The organism is ANME-2 cluster archaeon (assembly GCA_019429385.1).
In the GTDB taxonomy this organism is placed as follows: domain Archaea; phylum Halobacteriota; class Methanosarcinia; order Methanosarcinales; family Methanocomedenaceae; genus Methanocomedens_B.
The window spans coordinates 1-17,718 of record JAHYIS010000042.1 but is presented as its reverse complement, the minus strand read 5'-3'; the positions used below and the strand labels follow the sequence as shown (position 1 = coordinate 17,718).

The following is a 17,718-nucleotide window of genomic DNA, read 5'->3' as shown; positions in this document are numbered from 1 at the left end:
TGTTCAAATTGTTTAGACCTTTCTCAATTCATTGATATGTGGTGGGTTGAGTTTGTTTCAGATGAGCTTGTGCTAACGAGATTTATGCTTTTAGAGGGAATACTGTCTACTTTTTTTTTAAGTTTATCGTGAGATGAGGCATAATTTTAACGATCAAGGAAGGTAAAAGAAGTATAATTAACAGATTGGTTGATTTCGTTTGCAAAAAATTGAAGAAATCACTAGATTATGGGATAGTGCCATTCTATCCTTAAATTATATTCGTTTTATGCCGGAACTGATGTATATAACTGGAGTATATTATATTTAGTAATTATCCAATGATTTATATTGTTCGGAGATATTATAGGTATGAATTTGTATGAAAGCAGTAATTCTTGCAGCAGGAGAAGGGCAAAGATGTAAGCCATTAACGCTTACCCGTTCCAAGGTAATGCTTTTTGCTGCAAACAAACCGATATTGGAACATGTTATCAATGCCCTCGCTCAGTGTGGGATTATCGATATTATCATTGTTGTTGGATACAAAAAAGAGCGCATCATGGATTATTTCCAGGACGGTGTGAAACTGGGAGTAAACATCACGTATGTTGAACAAAAAGGACAACTTGGTACCGCTCATGCTATCAAGAAGGTAGCTCAGCATATTGACGATGAGTTCATCGTGCTGAATGGCGATAATATTGTCGAATCAGGTACAATTTCTGATATCCTGGAAGGTCATTCAGGAGATGCAACGGTATTGACCGTAACACGGGTTAAAACCAGAGGTTATGGCGTGGTGGTATCAGATAAGAACCGGGTGCTCAAGATTGTTGAAAAGCCCATGGAGGACCTGAGTCATAATGTGAATACAGGAATATACATATTCAAACCTGATGTGTTCGAATACATTAAAGCCACGTCTGTGTCTGAGACAGGAGAATATGCCATAACCGATACCATACAGACTATGATAGATACAGGCAAGACCATCAGTGTTGTATATTCAAAATCCACATGGATAGATGCAGTACATTCTTGGGACCTGCTTCGTGCCAATGCCTCCTTGCTGGAGCGTTGTGAAAAATCGATAATGCATGGAACGATTGAAGAAGGTGCTGTGGTAAAGGGCAATGTCATTATCGGAACAAATACCATCATTCGTTCAGGTTCATATATTATAGGGCCGGTCGTGATTGGAAAGAACTGTGATATCGGACCAAATACCGTAATACTTCCTTCCACCACCATAGGCAATAATTCAACAGTGGAATCATCGGTCCATATCAAGAACAGTATCTTTATGAACGATACGAGGATCGGTGCTTTTTCATATATATCCAACTCCATTATCGGTTCACATAATAGTATCGGTTCGCATTTTATTACTCAAACAGGAGAGAATCTGTTGATTGAAATAAATGGTATTCTTCATAAGGCAGATAAATTGGGAACAGTGATCGGTGATGGGAACGATATCCAGCATAGAGTACTCATCGAGCCTGGGAGGATGGTTGCCACCGGATGCAGTGTTTCATCAGGAATAATTATCTCAAAGGACCTGCCCAGCGACTCGATAATGATATAAAATGAAACTAAGGTGGATGAACTAAAAAACAATGTGCGGCATAGTCGGCTATATAGGAGAACGGGATGCGGTCAGTATCCTTATCGAATCCCTTAAAAAACTTGAATACAGGGGATATGATTCTGCAGGTCTGGCCTTACTGGATTGTGAAGGCAAATCACATGTATTTAAGACCGAAGGGGAAATATCATGCCTTGAAAAAATATTGCCTGAATTTCCTGCACGCATAGGTATTGGCCATACCAGGTGGGCCACTCATGGGAAACCCAATACAATAAATGCACATCCACACGTGTCTGGCAACATCAGTGTTGTGCATAATGGCATTATTGAAAATTACCTGGAATTAAAAGAAAAACTTGAATCAGAAGGTTATGTGTTTGTTTCAGATACTGATACCGAAGTGTTAGCCCACCTGATATACAAATATTATGTAAATAATTCCGGCGACCTTGCGTCTTCAATAAGGTCAGCGCTCGGAGAAGTCCATGGTTCCTATGCCCTGGCAGTGCTATGCGAAGAACACCCACATGAACTAATGGCTGCCAGGAAGGATAGTCCCCTGATCTTAGGTCTGAGTGAGCATGAGAATTTTATTGCTTCTGATATACCTGCTATCTTAAAATATACCAACCGGGTCATTTACCTGGAAAACCTGGAGATGGTCAGGGTCAAAAAAGACTCCGTACAGGTGTTTGACCCTAAGGGAAATCTTTTGACCAAAGAAGAACATATTATCCAGTGGGACCTTGAAGCTGCTGAGAAAGCGGGCTATCCTCATTTCATGCTCAAGGAGATATATGAACAGACCAATTCCATTCATGAAACTATGGCAGGCAGGCTGAAGGAACTCGAAGGGGATGTCACATTCGAGGAACTTGGCCTGGATAAAGCACACATTCAAAATATTGAACGAATTGAAATAGTAGCCTGCGGAACGTCATTCAATGCGGGTTTACTGGGAAAGTACCTGTTCGAAGGTTTGACCGGTATCCATACGGATGTGGATAATGGTTCAGAGTTCAGGTATTCCAATCCTGTTTTAGCACCCTCCACCCTGGTCATAGCCATTTCACAATCAGGTGAGACAGCAGATACCCTGGCAGCAGTACGGGAAGCTACCTCATACGGTTGTCTTACACTGGCCATTACCAATATGGTCGGTAGTACACTATCAAGAGAAGCATCAAATGTCATATATACCAGGGCAGGGCCTGAGATAGGGGTTGCTGCCACCAAATCGTTCATTTCACAGCTTGTAGTGCTCTATCTTCTTGTTATCCATTTTGCAAGGGCACGCTCGATGATGGATGCTGACAGGGTAGGTAAACTTTTATCTGAATTACGTAAAATTCCAGGATATGTTAGCAGGATTCTTAGTGAAAGAGATAAAATACAACAATGTGCAATCCGGTTCGCTGGCTCAAAGGATTATTTCTTTATCGGTCGTAATATCAATTATCCCATAGCACTTGAAGGTGCGCTGAAATTAAAAGAGATATCCTACATACATGCCGAAGGGTATGCTGCAGGCGAATTAAAACACGGTCCCCTTGCCCTGATATCAGAAGATGTACCGGTGGTTGCCATAGCACCGCAGGGCCACACGTATGACAAGATACTCAGCAACATCAAAGAGGTAAAATCACGTGATGCATCGGTGATTGCAATTGCTGATTCGGATGATGAAGAGATTGCCAAGTACGTGGATGTGGTCCTGACCGTCCCAAAAACGGATTTTATTTTAACTCCCCTGCTTACTACCGTGGTTGTCCAGCTGCTGGCTTATTATACGGCATTGGAACGAAAATGTTCCATTGACAAACCACGGAATCTTGCTAAGAGCGTGACCGTGGAATAGGGTGATAGAATGAAACTGTTTGGCTCATCAGGTATCAGGGGGTTGACAAATGTCGATGTTACGCCACAACTGGCATTGAATGTCGGTAAAGCCGCAGGTAAGGGCAGGTCAAGAGCAGTTATTGCCCGGGACCCCAGGGTGGCAGGGATCATGATAGAAGAGGCTGTATCGGCTGGCCTGATGTCTGCCGGAGTTCATGTGACGCGGCTGGGTGTGGTACCTACACCTACTCTGGCATATGCAGCAAGGAACTTTGATGTGGGAGTGATGATAACGGCCTCACACAATCCTGCAAGTGATATCGGGATCAAGCTATGGAATCCTGACGGGATGGCCTTTGACAGCCAGCAGCAACGTGAGATCGAACAGGCTGTTCAATCCAATGGTTATGCACTGTCAGATTGGGACGGCATCGGAACGTCCCGTCTCTATGAAATGGGAGTCGAAGACCATATAAAGGCTATCATTGACATGGTTTCGCCCTTTGAAAATTCACCCAGGGTAGTGGTAGATTGCGGCAGTGGTGCAGGTTCTGTTATCACACCTATATTGCTTCGAATGCTGGGGTGCCGGGTGCTTGCCTTGAATTCACAATTAGACGGGCATTTTCCTGCACGTGACCCAGAACCTAAGGAAGCGAACCTGGGACTGCTTATGAGGACTGTGCAGGATTGTGGTGCTAATCTGGGCATCGCCCATGATGGTGATGCAGACCGGATGATGGCAGTGGATGATAAGGGCAGGTTCGTCGGTGGGGACCAGTTACTGGCTCTATTTGCTGCCCGTGAAGATGCTGATAGTATTGTTGTGCCGGTGGACACTTCAATGGTGGTGGACGATGCCCTGCCCGGCGCAAAGGTCACACGGAGCAGGGTTGGTGATGTCTATGTGGCAGAAGCAATGAAACAGGTCGGAGCCGGTTTTGGGGGTGAGCCATCTGGAAGCTGGATATTCCCGAGATTGTCATTCTGCCCAGATGGTATCTATGCGGCAGCCAGGTTGATCGAGATAGTGGGGCGCGGGAGCCTTTCAGAAATGGTGGACGTATTGCCTACTTACCAGACCAGGAGAACGGGTGCTGCCTGTGCGAATGAACGAAAGGAAGAGGTTATGGCAGTGGTTTACTCAGAATTATCTTCAATGGGTGAGGTCAACGACATTGATGGTATCAGGGTGGAGGTTGACGGTGGATGGGTGCTGGTGAGGCCGTCAGGCACCGAGCCTAAGATAAGGATCACTGCTGAGAGCAGGACGGATGTGGATGAGCTGTTCCATGCTGTATGCCGTATTGTGAAGTTGGCTATTGGGACGACGTGTGATTAAGGGGACTATTGGTATGGTACACTGAATATCCAGATGGAATTAATGTTTCATTGTGACTATTCAGCCACTAATAATAACCTGAACATTTAACAAAATCAAGCAATCCAAAAAAAATAATCTAAAACCAAGAACCATGAAGCTGGAACTACCATTCGGAAACACCACAGTATCATTGGACATCCCGGGAACGTACTCCGTGGAAACGGTAATTCCCAATAAAACAACCGTACCACCAGACCCTGGAACAGTCATCCTTAAAGCACTGCAAGCACCAATCGGCAGGGAGCGCCTGGGAAAAATAGTCCAGACAGGAGACAAAGTATCCATCATCGTCAGCGATACCACCCGCCCGGTCCCGACAGCATTGATGCTGCCCCCTATAATCAATAAATTACTGGCTGTAAACGTGGAAAAAAAGGATATTACTATCATCTTTGCACTGGGTATCCACCGGTGCCATACAGAAGAAGAAAAACAAGATATCGTGGGCCTGGCTACCTACCGGGAATATCGGTGCATTGACCACAATATTGAACAATGCGACCATCTCGGTACTACCAGCCTCGGCACGCCCGTAGAGATATTCGAACCCGTGACCCGGTCTGACATAGTCATCTGCACGGGCAATATCGAGCACCACTATTTTGCAGGATATACCGGCGGTCTTAAGGCTGTGCTGCCAGGTGTCAGTTCACGCCGGTCCATTGAGGCCAACCATGCCCGTATGATAGAACAGGGTACAGCCCCCGGTAATCCCGGCTGCCCTGTACGGGCCGACCTGGAGGAAGCAGGGAATATCCTTGGGGTTGACTTTATCCTGAACGTCATACTGGACACCGACAAGCAGATCGTAGGTGCGGTGGCAGGTCATCCTGTCAAAGCACACAGAGCGGGGGCTGCTATGGTGGATGCCATATACAGGCGGGAGGTCGAGCCGGCAGATATCGTGGTAGTGTCGCAGGGTGGCTGGCCTAAGGATATCAACCTGTTCCAGTCTCACAAGGCGCTTGAGCATGTGAAGGCTGCGGTGAGGCCTGGCGGGGCTATTATTCTGGTTGCCCAGTGCATCGAGGGATTGGGTGATAAGGTATATGAGCACTGGCTGGATGGTACCTCTGGCCCGCAGGATGCTATTGAGCGGCTCAAACACGGCTTTATCCAGGGAGGGCATAAAGCTGCGCTGATAGGTAAACTGGCAGGGGAATTCGAGCTTTACCTGGTGTCAGACCTGCCGGCAGATATAGCAAAAAAGGCGTACTTTCATCCGGCATCCAGCCTGCAGGAAGCATTTGACAATGCAGCTGCAAAGTATGGGCCGGATGCGCGGGTAGTGGTGGTTCCGTATGGCGGGAGCACGCTTGTTGTGGGGAAATCTCACTAGATTAATGCCCATACGCCATTATCAGGAAATTATACACCATCATATATACCGTCAATAACAGGAGAGTAAAAACCAGGCTTTCTTTCCATTCTTTATTCCAGCCTGCACCCATAAAAAGACCTAAAACAAAACCTATCGCGTGGGATATATATGCCACATTCCCCAATGTCCCGGATTGAATATCGACCAGGTTAAAAATGAAGAAAAGAATGGCAAGGGGTCCGATCGGAGAAAGGAACCGACCGGAAAGACCTGGCTCCCTGACAAGCAATACAACAGCCATCAGGGTAAAAATGGCAGCAGACGCTCCAACCATATCTGAATTCGGATAAAATGGAATGCTCAGGAGGAACGTAATAGTCCCTCCCGTTATAAAAGCAACCCCTGTTCGAAACGCACCGACCTCATCTTCAAGAAAGGTACCGAACAAAAAGAGAAATACCATATTGCCTGCAAGGTGAAGATAATCACCATGAACAAAAATAGCGGTCAGCAAGGTATAATAATTGCCGTTAACCAGATTCACCAGGCTAAAGGCCAGGGTAATGTCAGGATTGGTCCAGGCGTACAGGCTCATACTACTGCATAGCAATATGAGAAAATATGTCAGTTTCATTTTTATGAACAGTTAATGATATTTTTATATATATCTTAATCGGTCGCTAAAAATGTCATTGTTCCCATGAACCGCGAGAATACCACATATTCCAGCATAGATGCCTGAGCATGATATCATACAATTCCACATGTTTTCCCTGCCCGTTCCATAACCTCACCGAACAGGTCCCGGCCTTTTGCATCCACACCCACAATAAGCGGCCCGAAATCCTCCATTTCCAGCACCCACACAGCCTCAGGCATTCCCAGGTCAGGCCAGTGCACACCCTTTACACGTTTGATCATATCCATGGTCAGTGCCGCACACCCGCCCGTATATGCCAGGTACACACACCGGTCTTTCAATACCGGAGCGATATCCTTCATCCCACCTTTGCCGATAATTGCCCTGACCATATAATTATCAAGCAGTTCGGGTGTCATGTCTGTCATCCTGTCGCTGGTGGTCGGTCCTGCTGCCACTGCACGCCAGCCGTCCCCTTCCCGCTTCATCAGCGGCCCGCAATGATACAAGACTGCCCCCTCCAGGTCAAATGGCAGCTCTTTTCCTTTTGCAGTCCATTCCAGTATTCTCAGGTGCGCCTCGTCCCTTGCTGTATGAATGATTCCAGAGATATACACAATGTCCCCCGCCTTCAGCCCTACGATAGAATCAAGGTTCAGGGGTGTGGTCAGGTGATGCTCAGTCATGTCCTCCCTCCAGGGTCACTGATGCATGCCGGTTGGCCCAGCACTGGATGTTCACTGCAACAGGGAGCGAGGCAGTATGGCAATGTGCCTTTTCAACATGCACAGCCAGCGCAGTGGTACGCCCGCCCAGTCCCATAGGACCGATTTCCAGTGAATTGATCGCTTCCAGTATTTCCAACTCAAACTCGTCCATATCATTGAGCTCACGCAGGAGCGAGTGCTTGGCCAGCCTGGCAGCTTTATCAAAACTGCCACCGATACCCACACCCACGATGATGGGCGGGCAGGGCATACCTCCAGCCCTGAAAACAGTCTCGACCACGAACTGTTTGACACTATCCACCTGAGAAGGCTTCAGCATCCGGATAGCACTCATATTCTCAGAACCCGCCCCCTTTGGGGCTACTGTGATCGTTATGGCCGTACCGTCAACAAAAGAATAATTAATATCTGGCAGGCCGTCTCCCGTGTTATCACCCGAATTATGCCTGGTCAAGGGCTCAACTGTATTTGGACGGAGCGGTACGCTTTTCGTTGCCTTCCTCACGCCCTGCCTGATTGCTTCATCCAGGTTAAAATCAATGCAAACATCCCTCCCCATCTCAACAAAAAAGACAAGGATACCGGTATCCTGGCACATGGGGATAGTCCTGGTATCTGCGATACGTATGTTCTTGAGTATTGCATCAATCTGGGCTTTCGCACGACCTTCAGATTCCCTATCTCTGGCATTTTCCAGGGCTCCCATGACATCACCCGGCAGGCATGTCTGGGCCTGCCTGATAATTCCTTCAACGGCATCTGATACGGATAGATTATTCAGCGTACTCATATTCCCAGTGTTGAAATTCCTATCTTGACAACCTCGGCAGATTTATCCAGCATAGCTTGCTCTGACTCAGTAAGATCAAGTTCTAATATTGCTTCCACACCCTGTTGCCCGAGTTTCACGGGAACGCCCAGGTATATCCCGTCATGTCCGTACTGGCCATGCAGATAGACCGCTGCCGGCAGAATGCGATGCTGGTCACGTACGATAGACTCTACCATGACCGAAATGGCTGCAGACGGTGCATAAAAAGCACTTCCGGTCTTGAGGAGTTCAACGATCTCGGCACCTCCATTTACGGTTCGCTCGACCAGCATGTCAATGGTTGCTTCGTCCATCAATTCAGTGATCGGTACCCCTGATACTGTGGTGTGCCTGGGGAGAGGGACCATGGTATCTCCATGCCCCCCGAGAACCATAGCGTCAACATCTTTTGGCGAACAGCCCAGTTCCATGGCAACAAAAGTTGCAAACCTTGCCGAATCCAGCACTCCGCTCATGCCGAGCACCCTGCTCGGGTGGAATCCGGTCTTTTTCAGGGCAATATAGGTCATGATGTCAAGGGGGTTGGTGACCACTATCACAATGGACTCAGGTGCATATTTCTTGATATTCTCGCACACTTCACTGACAATAGTGCTGTTGATCTTGACAAGGTCATCGCGGGTCATACCAGGTTTTCGGGCAATTCCAGCAGTTATTACCACGACGTCTGAACCTTCAATATCTTTGTAGTCGTTGGTACCCAGCACCTCAACATTAAAACCTTCAATGGGTGCTGATTCCATCAGGTCCAGTGCTTTACCCTGGGGCAAGCCTTCAATGATGTCTGTCATAACCACATCACCCAGTTCTTTTTCTGCAATACGCTGGACTGTGGTGGCTCCTACGAACCCTGCACCTACTACTGTGATTTTCTTCAACTTTTAATCCTCCTGTCGTTGGTGAAATTATTACCATGATGAAAGGTAAATTTTTGGTATATACAGTCTTTTCATGGTTATAGATTGTGTTGATGCTTTTTGACACTCTTACTTAAATCATTTAAATGTACAGCGATTTTTCGCCATCGTCATAAATCATATAAAGTAGTAGAATTCAATTCAGGAAGGTACTCTTCCTAATAGCCAAAATCAATGATAGAATTAAATGTTCCAATATAATTTGTATGTAATAAATTACGTATTTTGAATAAAATCAATCAAAATTTTCCCGAACTATTTTTTATAAAGGATATATTTTTATACTTGGATATACTATTATTGTATGGATATGTCATCATTAGCATAATGATGATAACAAACCCGAAGAGCGATGTCAGATGAAAAAAAACGACCGAAAAGGATTAATTGATTTTGTACTTTATTGCAAAAACAATATCGGACAAAATTCAATTCAGCCTTTTCTCTATATTCTGGCATTCTCTACCTTCGGCCTTGGTGATGCATTGACCGGTGCTTTTCTTATGAACGTAAAAGGTGTCAGTGCCGAATCAAATGCCTTTTTCAGTCAAATGTATTCCACCCATGGTCCTGGTATGTTCATCGTCTTCAAATTATGGGCAACCCTTGTCATCCTGTTACTGGTGTTTCTTTCGTACATTCATTCAAACAAAAAAGATTACTGGAGCACCAATGGGTTCTTGGCCGCCCTTGCGATAGGAGGTATAATGGCAGTCCAGGCAAATATACAGGCAATTTATGGCTATCCATTCTTATCCTCTTCCAAGATAATCTTAATATTTCTTACGCTTGTATTTGTTCTTATTATGACAGGGGATTTTATTGATTCATATGTAGCAAATCAAAAAAAGGATATTATTTCATATCATGGTAACATATCGGAATTGATGGATCAAAATCTGGATGGATATAAATCTTCTCTGGTAATATTATCTTATCCCATGAGCAGTGAGCGAAAATAGTTTATTAAGTAATGCGATTTTAATATTACTAATCCGGCATATATTTTTTAATAGCAGTACAATTATGTTATCGCCACTATCTATGGTGCATTTTGCTATGCTCAACAAACTTCTTAGCGTATCTAGCAACCTCATCAGGATGGGGGGTAACTCTTGCTGCTCCGCTCAGGATTGATGCTTTTGCTACTGCTGCTGCAACAACAGGCACCACGCGTTTATCCAGTGGTCCGGGTAAAATGAGATTCTTATCCAGTTCCGAATCGGTAATTATGTCCGCAAGCGCCCTTGCTGCGGCCATCTTCATTTCAATATTAATATCTTTTGACCGGGTATCCAGCGCACCCCTGAAGATGCCGGGGAACCCCAGCACGTTGTTCACCTGGTTGGGATAATCTGAACGACCAGTGGCAACCAGCCGTGCTCCGGCTTCAATTGCATCTTCCGGCATGATCTCAGGGTTCGGATTGGCCATAGCGAATACAATAGAGTCAGAAGCCATGCTACGAACCATATCCTTAGACACAATACCGGCTACGGATACACCGATGAACACATCAGCACCCTGCATGGCATTGTCCAGTTTTCCTATAATGCTACGGATGTTTGTCAGGCCAGCTAGCAGAAATTTCATGGAGTTCATTCCCTCCCTGCGGGATTGGTGGATTATCCCCCTGCTATCACAGATTATAATATCCCTTACACCTGCTCTTATCAGGATAAGCGCGATGGCAATACCTGCTGCACCGGCACCACTTATTACCACCCTGATGGCATTGACGTCTTTCTTCACGATCTTCAGGGCGTTAATAAGTCCTGCATAGACAACCACCGCAGTACCGTGCTGGTCGTCATGAAAAACAGGGATGTTCAATTCCCGCCGCAACCTGTCCTCTATCTCGAAACAGCGTGGTGCACTGATATCTTCCAGGTTAATGCCGCCGAACGTTGGAGCGATATGTGTTATGGTCTTAATGATCTCCTCGGTATCCTTTGTGTCCAGACATATTGGAAAAGCATCAACGCCACCAAGCTCCTTGAATAGTATGGCCTTGCCTTCCATTACAGGCATCGCGGCTGCAGGACCGATATCCCCCAGCCCCAGAACAGCCGTGCCATCGGTGACCACGGCAACAAAATTTCCCTTGCTGGTATAGGTATATACCTCATCAGGTTCTGCACGGATGACCCTGCAGGGTTCAGCAACGCCCGGGGTATAGTCGATGCTCAGGTCATGGATATCATCCAGGGATACTTTACTGGCAACTTCAAGCACACCCCGGTGCAGTTCATGTACCCTTAATGACTCCTCATAAACCGACTCTTTTTCACTCATGCAATATACTTTCAGTCCATGCTATTAATCCATTTCCCTGGTGATAATGTACTCGTCAATGACCGATTCTGGACATAATTCCACACCATGCCTTTTAGCCGCACGTCCTATCATGTGCGATGAAACCGGTGCAGTCAGTAGCAAGAATAATCCGACTGTTATTGCTTTTATGCCAATTGGAGTAAATCCTACATTTAACACAATACTTGTCATTACACCAAATGCACCCAGTGTTGCCACTTTTGTAGTCGCATGCAGGCGGTTATAAACATCTGGCAGGCGGAGAAGCCCGAGCATTCCCAGGAAGACAAAAACCAGGCCAATAATAAGGACAATGTTACTTACGATGTTCAATGCAGTATCTATGAAACTCAAAAGACCACCCCTTCATCCAGATATTTTGAAATGGTTACCGTTCCCACGAAAGATATGATCGATAGCACCAGTGCCACATCCATGAAGAACACAGAACCCTGCACAAATGAGTATACACCAAGCATTACTACAATTACTGTGGTCATGGCATCCATGGCAACAACCCTGTCCGGTATGGTCGGTCCCTTAACAACCCTGTAGATACAGGGAATTATGGCAATTACCATGAATGTCAGTGAAAAGTCAAGTACAAGCGAATTCATTCAAAAGCCTCCAGTACGAATTTCTCAAGGTCGTCCCGTATGGAAGCGCGGACTGAATCCGGGTTTGATGCATCTATGGAATGAACATAAAGTACAGACCTGTCATCAGCAACATCTATGGTAAGAGTACCTGGAGTAAGAGTAATGGTATTAGCAATAGCTGTTATTCCTCCATTTGTTTTTGTCCTGAGGGGAATAGCTATTATTCCCGGTTTAATGTCGATCTTTGGCGAGATGACAATTTTCGATACCATGATACTTGCTTTTGTAATCTCGACAATAAGTACTATAAAATATATTACCTGCTTAGGAATCTTGCCAACAGCTTTTTTAAAGGATATCTCCTGATCGAAGTCGTAGAGTTCCCTGAATGGTCGTATAACGACCGGCCCAAGCACCAGTCCAAATAAAAAATTCTGTATACTGATTGTGCCGTGCACGAAGCACCATAAGATTCCAAGTGGGATCGAATAATAGATATATCGCTTCATCTGACATTCCTCGTCATTACTGCATCAATGTAAGGTTGGGGATTTACTATCTGTTCCGCTGTGGCCTGTGCAAGTGCGAGCAACGGTTCTGCATATAATCCCAGCACAATTACGATGATGGCAAGAACGATTATCGGGATTATCATTAAAAGCGTCGGAGCATGTGATGCGGCATTCCCGTGATTCTCTGCTTCATTCGCCGTACCCCAGAACATTTTCATCCATGCCCGCATCATATAGAAGAGGGTAAATACTGCAAAAAGTAAGGCTATGGCAACCGGTAAATAGAATTCATCCTGGATACCTGCTTTGAATAATACGAATTTTGCAATGAAACCGCCCATTGGCGGAATGCCTGATATGGACATGGCACCTACCAGGAACATACTGGCCATTAAAGGTGCACTTTTTATCATACCTCCCATCCTGTGCATATCGCGGGTTCCTGCATGATGTATGATGCCGCCAGAGGTCAGGAACAACATTGATTTAGCTACTGCGTGATTGACAAGATATACCAGTGACGCTGCAATGGTCAGCGTAGAACCCATGCCGATACCTAAGAATACATACCCTATCTGGCCTACACTTGAATATGCCAGCATACGCTTGACATCGGTCTGTCCGACTGCTGATACTGCTCCAATTACAATAGTTGCTAAGGCCATGAACATTATCAATGGCTGGAACATGGGCAAAGCAACACTGAATATCAGGAAAAATACCCGCAACATTCCGTACACGCCGATCTTGATTAGGACCCCGCTCAGCATTGCACTGATGGGAGAGGGTGCAGTCGGGTGAACATCAGGCAGCCAGTAATGAAACGGGAATAAGGCAGCCTTGTTCCCGAACACAACAATGAACAGGAGGGCAATTGCAAATATATGCCAGGGCAGAGGTCCTGCTGCACTTGCTGCACTGACCTTCACAGCAATATCGGCCATGTTCAGCGTTCCCATAGTCGCATACAGTGATGCAACGGCGATGAGCATAACTATGGAACCCAGCATGCTGAGTACCAGGTATTTGAAAGTAGCTTCCATTTTATCAGAACTTTTTGTAACTCCGCCTCTTTCATTTGCGACCACAAGACCACAGGAAGACAGGAGAAGTACTTCAAAAAAAACGAACAGGTTGAAAATGTCCCCGGTCAAAAACGAACCGTTAAGGCCTGCCACCAGCAGGTTGAACAGCGAGTGATAGGTGGAATTCAATGACCTTTTTTCAATGTAGTCCAGTGAATATATCAATGATAGGAACGAGATGATGAGGGTCAGGAGTACCATGCCGGAACTAAGCAGGTCGGCAACAAGTATAATTCCATACTTGCCCCATTCTCCTACTTCGTATACCATGATACCACCGGTCCAGACCTTCTGGAGAAGCATAATGGAAAATATCACCAGGCAGAGATATATGAAGACATTCAGGTTCTTTTGAAGTACAGGACTCCCTTTCAGGAATACCATTATCACCGATGTCAGGATTGGGATGGCGATAAGTAAGATGGGGAGATGGTCTGAGAGGGAAATCATCCCCATAACCTCCTGAGTTCCCGAATATCAGTTGTCCCATACTCTTCATGTATACGGTATGCAAGTATGAGGATGAAAGCAGTTGTTGCAAGACTGATAACAATGGCAGTAAGTACAAGAGCCTGTACCAGCGGGTCCACATAATCTATATGGGTACCTGCCTGTATAACAGGGCTCAAAATACCTTCGGCCAGATTATCATTGAAAACCGAACTCGCTGTTTCGGTTGCGTTATGTGAACCGGAAAGTATCGGAACCCGCGTACCGTCAAATATCCCAACAGATACTATCAATACGTTCACTGCATGGGAAAGGATACCCAGCCCTATGATAACTCTGACAATGTCCCGACGCAGAATAAGGAACGTGCCAATACCGAACAGGATGGCTATGGTCAGTGAAAGGAATGTGTTGTTCATGTATCTTCACCCACGTTTTTGAAAATAAACAGCAGTGTTCCTATTACAACAAAATATACACCGACATCGAAAAGGGCTGCCGATACCAGTTCGATCTCACCGATAAAAGGAAAATGTATGAATTCAAATGCACTTCTGAAGAAATTATGTCCCACTGGTATTGCTGCAAATGCAGTAATACTTGCCAGCAGAAGACCAAATGCAAACCACTTGCTCCAATCAGGATCGAAGACCGATGTGGTATAATTAAGCCCTAAAACCACATATAATAGCGCTATTACGGAAGCGAACATTACACCGCCAATAAATCCACCACCCGGGTTATTATGCCCTGCCAGCAGCAAGGAAATGGAGAATAGGATTACCAGTGGCAGGCAGATTTTCGTGATAGTCTTTGTTATCAGTGTGGTCATGTTTTATCACCTCTGCTGTGGATAAGGTTGTAAACGCCAAATGCAGCAAGGCACAATACCGATATTTCACCAAGGGTATCATAACCCCTGAAATCAACAATGATGACATTGACAACATTCTTTCCGCCTGCAAGTGTCATACTGTTCTCAATGAAATAATGTGACAGGGATTCAAATGGTGGTATGATCCCCTGTGTTGCATTAATGAGTATAATAAATACCGTACTGGCAACTGCTCCCGCAATTATGAGGTCCCTGAACAGGGTTGTCGCAGGTATGCGCTCTTTGAACTTTTGCGGTATTTTCACAATTACGAGCAGGAAGATGATGGTGGATAATGTCTCAACGAGTACCTGTGTCAATGCCAGGTCTGGAGCTTTCAAGTATATGAACAGCAAGCTTACAAGGTAGCCCAGTGTGGATAATGCTATGATGGCAGGCAGGTAAGCCGGCAGTAAGGCGGCTGCGATCCCCGCAATTACCATGAACAGCATTATGAGCACTTCATAGATGGCAATATCAAAATTCAATGACTGCGGGATTATATCGGCACCCAGCAGGATAATTGGTATCCCTACCAGCACTACCATAGTGACGATAAGTGCGCTCATGTAGGTCTTGATGGTCCCGGGCTGGCTGATAGCTGATAGTGTATGGGCACTGGTTCTGGCATTATTGACCATCAGGTCGTAATAATAATTGACGCTGATTTTCGGGTGCTTCAGGTTGAACCGGTCCTGCCAGGCAGCAATCGCATCATATCTTGAGTATATTCCGAGCCCGAAGATGAAAGTTATGATCGTCATCATCAAAGGTGCTGTAAAACCGTGCCACATCTTAACGTGGAGTTCAGCAGGCTCAAGTAAAATCCCTGCTGTGGTGGGTTCAACAATGATATTTACCGGTATGGACGGGACAAGCCCGAACAGGATGACCAGTACTGCAAGGAACGCTGCGGGAATGAGCATGACCGCCGGAGGGTCATGGATGTGTTCCGGCAGACCTTTTGACTGCCGCCTGCCGAGGAAAATACCGTCTATTAATTTAATTGAGTATGCGAATGTAAGCACGCCTCCCATTATTGCAATGGCAGGGAGCAGTATCGTAAAAGGTGAACCCAGGGCTGCACCCATTTCAAGGGAAGATTCATAGAACATCTCCTTGCTGAGGAATCCATTGAACGGCGGCAACCCGGCCATAGCCAGAGCTCCGATGGATGCAATGATGAATGTAATCGGCATCTCTTTTCTCAGTCCACCCAGTTTCCTGATATCCCTGGTGGCAGCTTCATGTGCCACGATACCGGCAACAAGGAATAAACAGGCCTTGAAAGTTGCATGGTTAACCAGGTGGAACGTAGCCGCAGCCACACCGATACCAGGTTCATGGTACGTGGTGTAACCGTACATTGTCATAATATAGGCAAGCTGGCTGATGGTGGAATATGCAAGAATGGCTTTGATGTCGGTCTGCCTGAATGCTAAAAACCCGGCAGCGACCATGGTGACCATGCCGGTACCGCTTACAAGAATGAACCAGGCATCGGTTCCGGCAAAAAGAGGGTGCATCCTGGCAACGAGATATATTCCTGCCTTGACCATTGTTGCGGAATGTAAAAAGGCACTGACCGGGGTGGGGGCTTCCATGGCATTGGGAAGCCAGATATAGAATGGACCCTGCGCTGATTTTGCAGCGGCGCCTATGAATATCAGGAGGAGGGTTATAAAGAACAGTTCATGGCCGTGTATGGCCTTTATCAAGGATTCATCATGGAGTATGGTGGGAATGTCAAACGTTCCGGTCATCACCTGGAGGAGCAGGAACCCGGCCAGCATCACCAGTCCGCCAATGGCCGTAAGGACCAGTGCTTTTGTTGCCCCGTAGATGGATTCGGTTTTGTCGTTCCAGTATCCTATCAGCAAAAAGGACGTGAAACTGGTGAGTTCCCAGAAGATGAACAACTGTATGGTATTGGCCGAGAATACCATTCCTATCATTGAACCCATGAAGAGAAGCAGATACTGGTAATATCTGGGGAGGTCCTCTTTGGTTGACATGTAGCCAATGGAGTAGGTCATTATTATGACACCAATACCTGATGCCAGGAGTCCTATGAGGGTACTTAGACCATCAGCATATACATTGAACGTGAGTCCGGCAGTGGGCAGCCAGGTAATCTCCCCGAAAATTGTATCGCCATGGATAATTATCGGCATTATTTTGAGAATCAGTGACAGGGTAAGGATTGCAGTGGCCACTGCAAACCAGCCGATGCGTTGTTTCAGGAGTTTTGATGCAACAGGAACCAAAAAAGCAAAAATAAAAGGAATGAATATTGCCAGCATTATTAGGGTTGACGAATCCATGGGCTCTTTTATTGTTTTATACTATTTAATAGTTACAGAATAAGCAATATTATGTGATTCATTTTCTGGTTGTGCATAAAGTATAACATTGTGTACTCATGTTAATCCGACCGTAGGGGGATATTCTTGTATTTGTTTGGCTCAGCTTTAGGATAAACCACAGAGGGTATTGAGGCCATAGAGTTTTATGGACTTGAATTATCTTCAATTGAGTCTTCTATTGCCTTTTTGTGCAATTCTGCCGAGCGATGTATCCCGCCTCCGGTCCCCCTGACAGCCCGGCAGGGGTATTGCTGCACCAACAATCCTGCCCTGGCAGGTGCT

General features: G+C 45.8%; 18 protein-coding genes. 5 read left to right on the top strand and 13 right to left on the bottom strand.

The genetic code is table 11. From position 1 onward, the window contains the following. Positions 1 to 361: 361 nt before the first annotated feature. From K0A89_11665 to larA, 4 genes are all read left to right on the top strand, one after another. The gene (locus K0A89_11665; protein ID MBW6519143.1) at positions 362 to 1,570 is read left to right on the top strand and encodes an NTP transferase domain-containing protein; all 1,209 of its coding nucleotides are present in this window, start codon (positions 362 to 364) and stop codon (positions 1,568 to 1,570) included. A 31-nt stretch (positions 1,571 to 1,601) separates the two neighbouring features. Beyond that, complete coding sequence (gene glmS, locus K0A89_11660; protein MBW6519142.1) at positions 1,602 to 3,431, top strand: glutamine--fructose-6-phosphate transaminase (isomerizing); 1,830 nt, start codon at positions 1,602 to 1,604, stop codon at positions 3,429 to 3,431. A gap of 9 nt (positions 3,432 to 3,440) precedes the next feature. Beyond that, positions 3,441 to 4,754: a phosphoglucosamine mutase gene (glmM, locus tag K0A89_11655; GenBank protein ID MBW6519141.1), complete on the top strand. Its 1,314-nt coding sequence runs from the start codon at positions 3,441 to 3,443 to the stop codon at positions 4,752 to 4,754. A 133-nt stretch (positions 4,755 to 4,887) separates the two neighbouring features. Beyond that, on the top strand, positions 4,888 to 6,135 hold the full coding sequence (gene larA / locus K0A89_11650) for a nickel-dependent lactate racemase (protein ID MBW6519140.1): 1,248 nt from the start codon (positions 4,888 to 4,890) through the stop codon (positions 6,133 to 6,135). Position 6,136: 1 nt separating this feature from the next. Here larA and K0A89_11645 read toward each other — a convergent pair whose 3' ends face one another. The 4 genes from K0A89_11645 to mdh all read right to left on the bottom strand — a co-directional run bounded on the left by K0A89_11645 (position 6,137) and on the right by mdh (position 9,195). After that, on the bottom strand, positions 6,137 to 6,751 hold the full coding sequence (locus K0A89_11645; GenBank protein ID MBW6519139.1) for a rhomboid family intramembrane serine protease: 615 nt from the start codon (positions 6,749 to 6,751) through the stop codon (positions 6,137 to 6,139). 116 nt (positions 6,752 to 6,867) lie between these two features. Beyond that, positions 6,868 to 7,443 carry a FumA C-terminus/TtdB family hydratase beta subunit gene (locus K0A89_11640; GenBank protein MBW6519138.1) on the bottom strand — a complete coding sequence of 192 codons (576 nt, stop codon included), beginning with the start codon at positions 7,441 to 7,443 and terminating at the stop codon, positions 6,868 to 6,870. After that, entirely contained in the window at positions 7,436 to 8,275 is an 840-nt protein-coding gene (locus K0A89_11635) for a fumarate hydratase (protein ID MBW6519137.1), read from the bottom strand. Before K0A89_11635 ends, K0A89_11640 begins: the two co-directional genes overlap by 8 nt. After that, entirely contained in the window at positions 8,272 to 9,195 is a 924-nt protein-coding gene (gene mdh, locus K0A89_11630; protein ID MBW6519136.1) for a malate dehydrogenase, read from the bottom strand. Before mdh ends, K0A89_11635 begins: the two co-directional genes overlap by 4 nt. 398 nt (positions 9,196 to 9,593) lie before the next feature. Here mdh and K0A89_11625 point away from each other — a divergent pair, with 398 nt between their 5' ends. Then, entirely contained in the window at positions 9,594 to 10,196 is a 603-nt protein-coding gene (locus K0A89_11625; GenBank protein ID MBW6519135.1) for a hypothetical protein, read from the top strand. A 76-nt stretch (positions 10,197 to 10,272) separates the two neighbouring features. Here K0A89_11625 and K0A89_11620 read toward each other — a convergent pair whose 3' ends face one another. The 9 genes from K0A89_11620 to K0A89_11580 all read right to left on the bottom strand — a co-directional run. Continuing rightward, entirely contained in the window at positions 10,273 to 11,529 is a 1,257-nt protein-coding gene (locus tag K0A89_11620) for an NADP-dependent malic enzyme (protein ID MBW6519134.1), read from the bottom strand. 24 nt (positions 11,530 to 11,553) lie between these two features. Next, positions 11,554 to 11,895, bottom strand: a complete 342-nt coding sequence (mnhG, locus tag K0A89_11615; protein MBW6519133.1) for a monovalent cation/H(+) antiporter subunit G — start codon at positions 11,893 to 11,895, stop codon at positions 11,554 to 11,556. A 5-nt stretch (positions 11,896 to 11,900) separates the two neighbouring features. Beyond that, positions 11,901 to 12,167 carry a cation:proton antiporter gene (locus K0A89_11610; GenBank protein ID MBW6519132.1) on the bottom strand — a complete coding sequence of 89 codons (267 nt, stop codon included), beginning with the start codon at positions 12,165 to 12,167 and terminating at the stop codon, positions 11,901 to 11,903. Next, the gene (locus K0A89_11605) at positions 12,164 to 12,658 is read right to left on the bottom strand and encodes a Na+/H+ antiporter subunit E (GenBank protein ID MBW6519131.1); all 495 of its coding nucleotides are present in this window, start codon (positions 12,656 to 12,658) and stop codon (positions 12,164 to 12,166) included. The genes K0A89_11610 and K0A89_11605 overlap by 4 nt, the downstream gene beginning before the upstream one ends. Continuing rightward, complete coding sequence (locus K0A89_11600) at positions 12,655 to 14,196, bottom strand: cation:proton antiporter (protein ID MBW6519130.1); 1,542 nt, start codon at positions 14,194 to 14,196, stop codon at positions 12,655 to 12,657. Before K0A89_11600 ends, K0A89_11605 begins: the two co-directional genes overlap by 4 nt. Then, on the bottom strand, positions 14,193 to 14,615 hold the full coding sequence (locus K0A89_11595; GenBank protein ID MBW6519129.1) for an NADH-quinone oxidoreductase subunit K: 423 nt from the start codon (positions 14,613 to 14,615) through the stop codon (positions 14,193 to 14,195). The genes K0A89_11600 and K0A89_11595 overlap by 4 nt, the downstream gene beginning before the upstream one ends. Then, complete coding sequence (locus K0A89_11590; protein ID MBW6519128.1) at positions 14,612 to 15,028, bottom strand: monovalent cation/H+ antiporter subunit B; 417 nt, start codon at positions 15,026 to 15,028, stop codon at positions 14,612 to 14,614. The genes K0A89_11595 and K0A89_11590 overlap by 4 nt, the downstream gene beginning before the upstream one ends. Next, positions 15,025 to 17,394: a DUF4040 domain-containing protein gene (locus K0A89_11585; GenBank protein MBW6519127.1), complete on the bottom strand. Its 2,370-nt coding sequence runs from the start codon at positions 17,392 to 17,394 to the stop codon at positions 15,025 to 15,027. The genes K0A89_11590 and K0A89_11585 overlap by 4 nt, the downstream gene beginning before the upstream one ends. 185 nt (positions 17,395 to 17,579) lie before the next feature. Further along, positions 17,580 to 17,718, bottom strand: a 139-nt coding sequence (locus K0A89_11580; GenBank protein MBW6519126.1) for a DUF166 domain-containing protein, incomplete at its 5' end; no start/stop codon positions are given.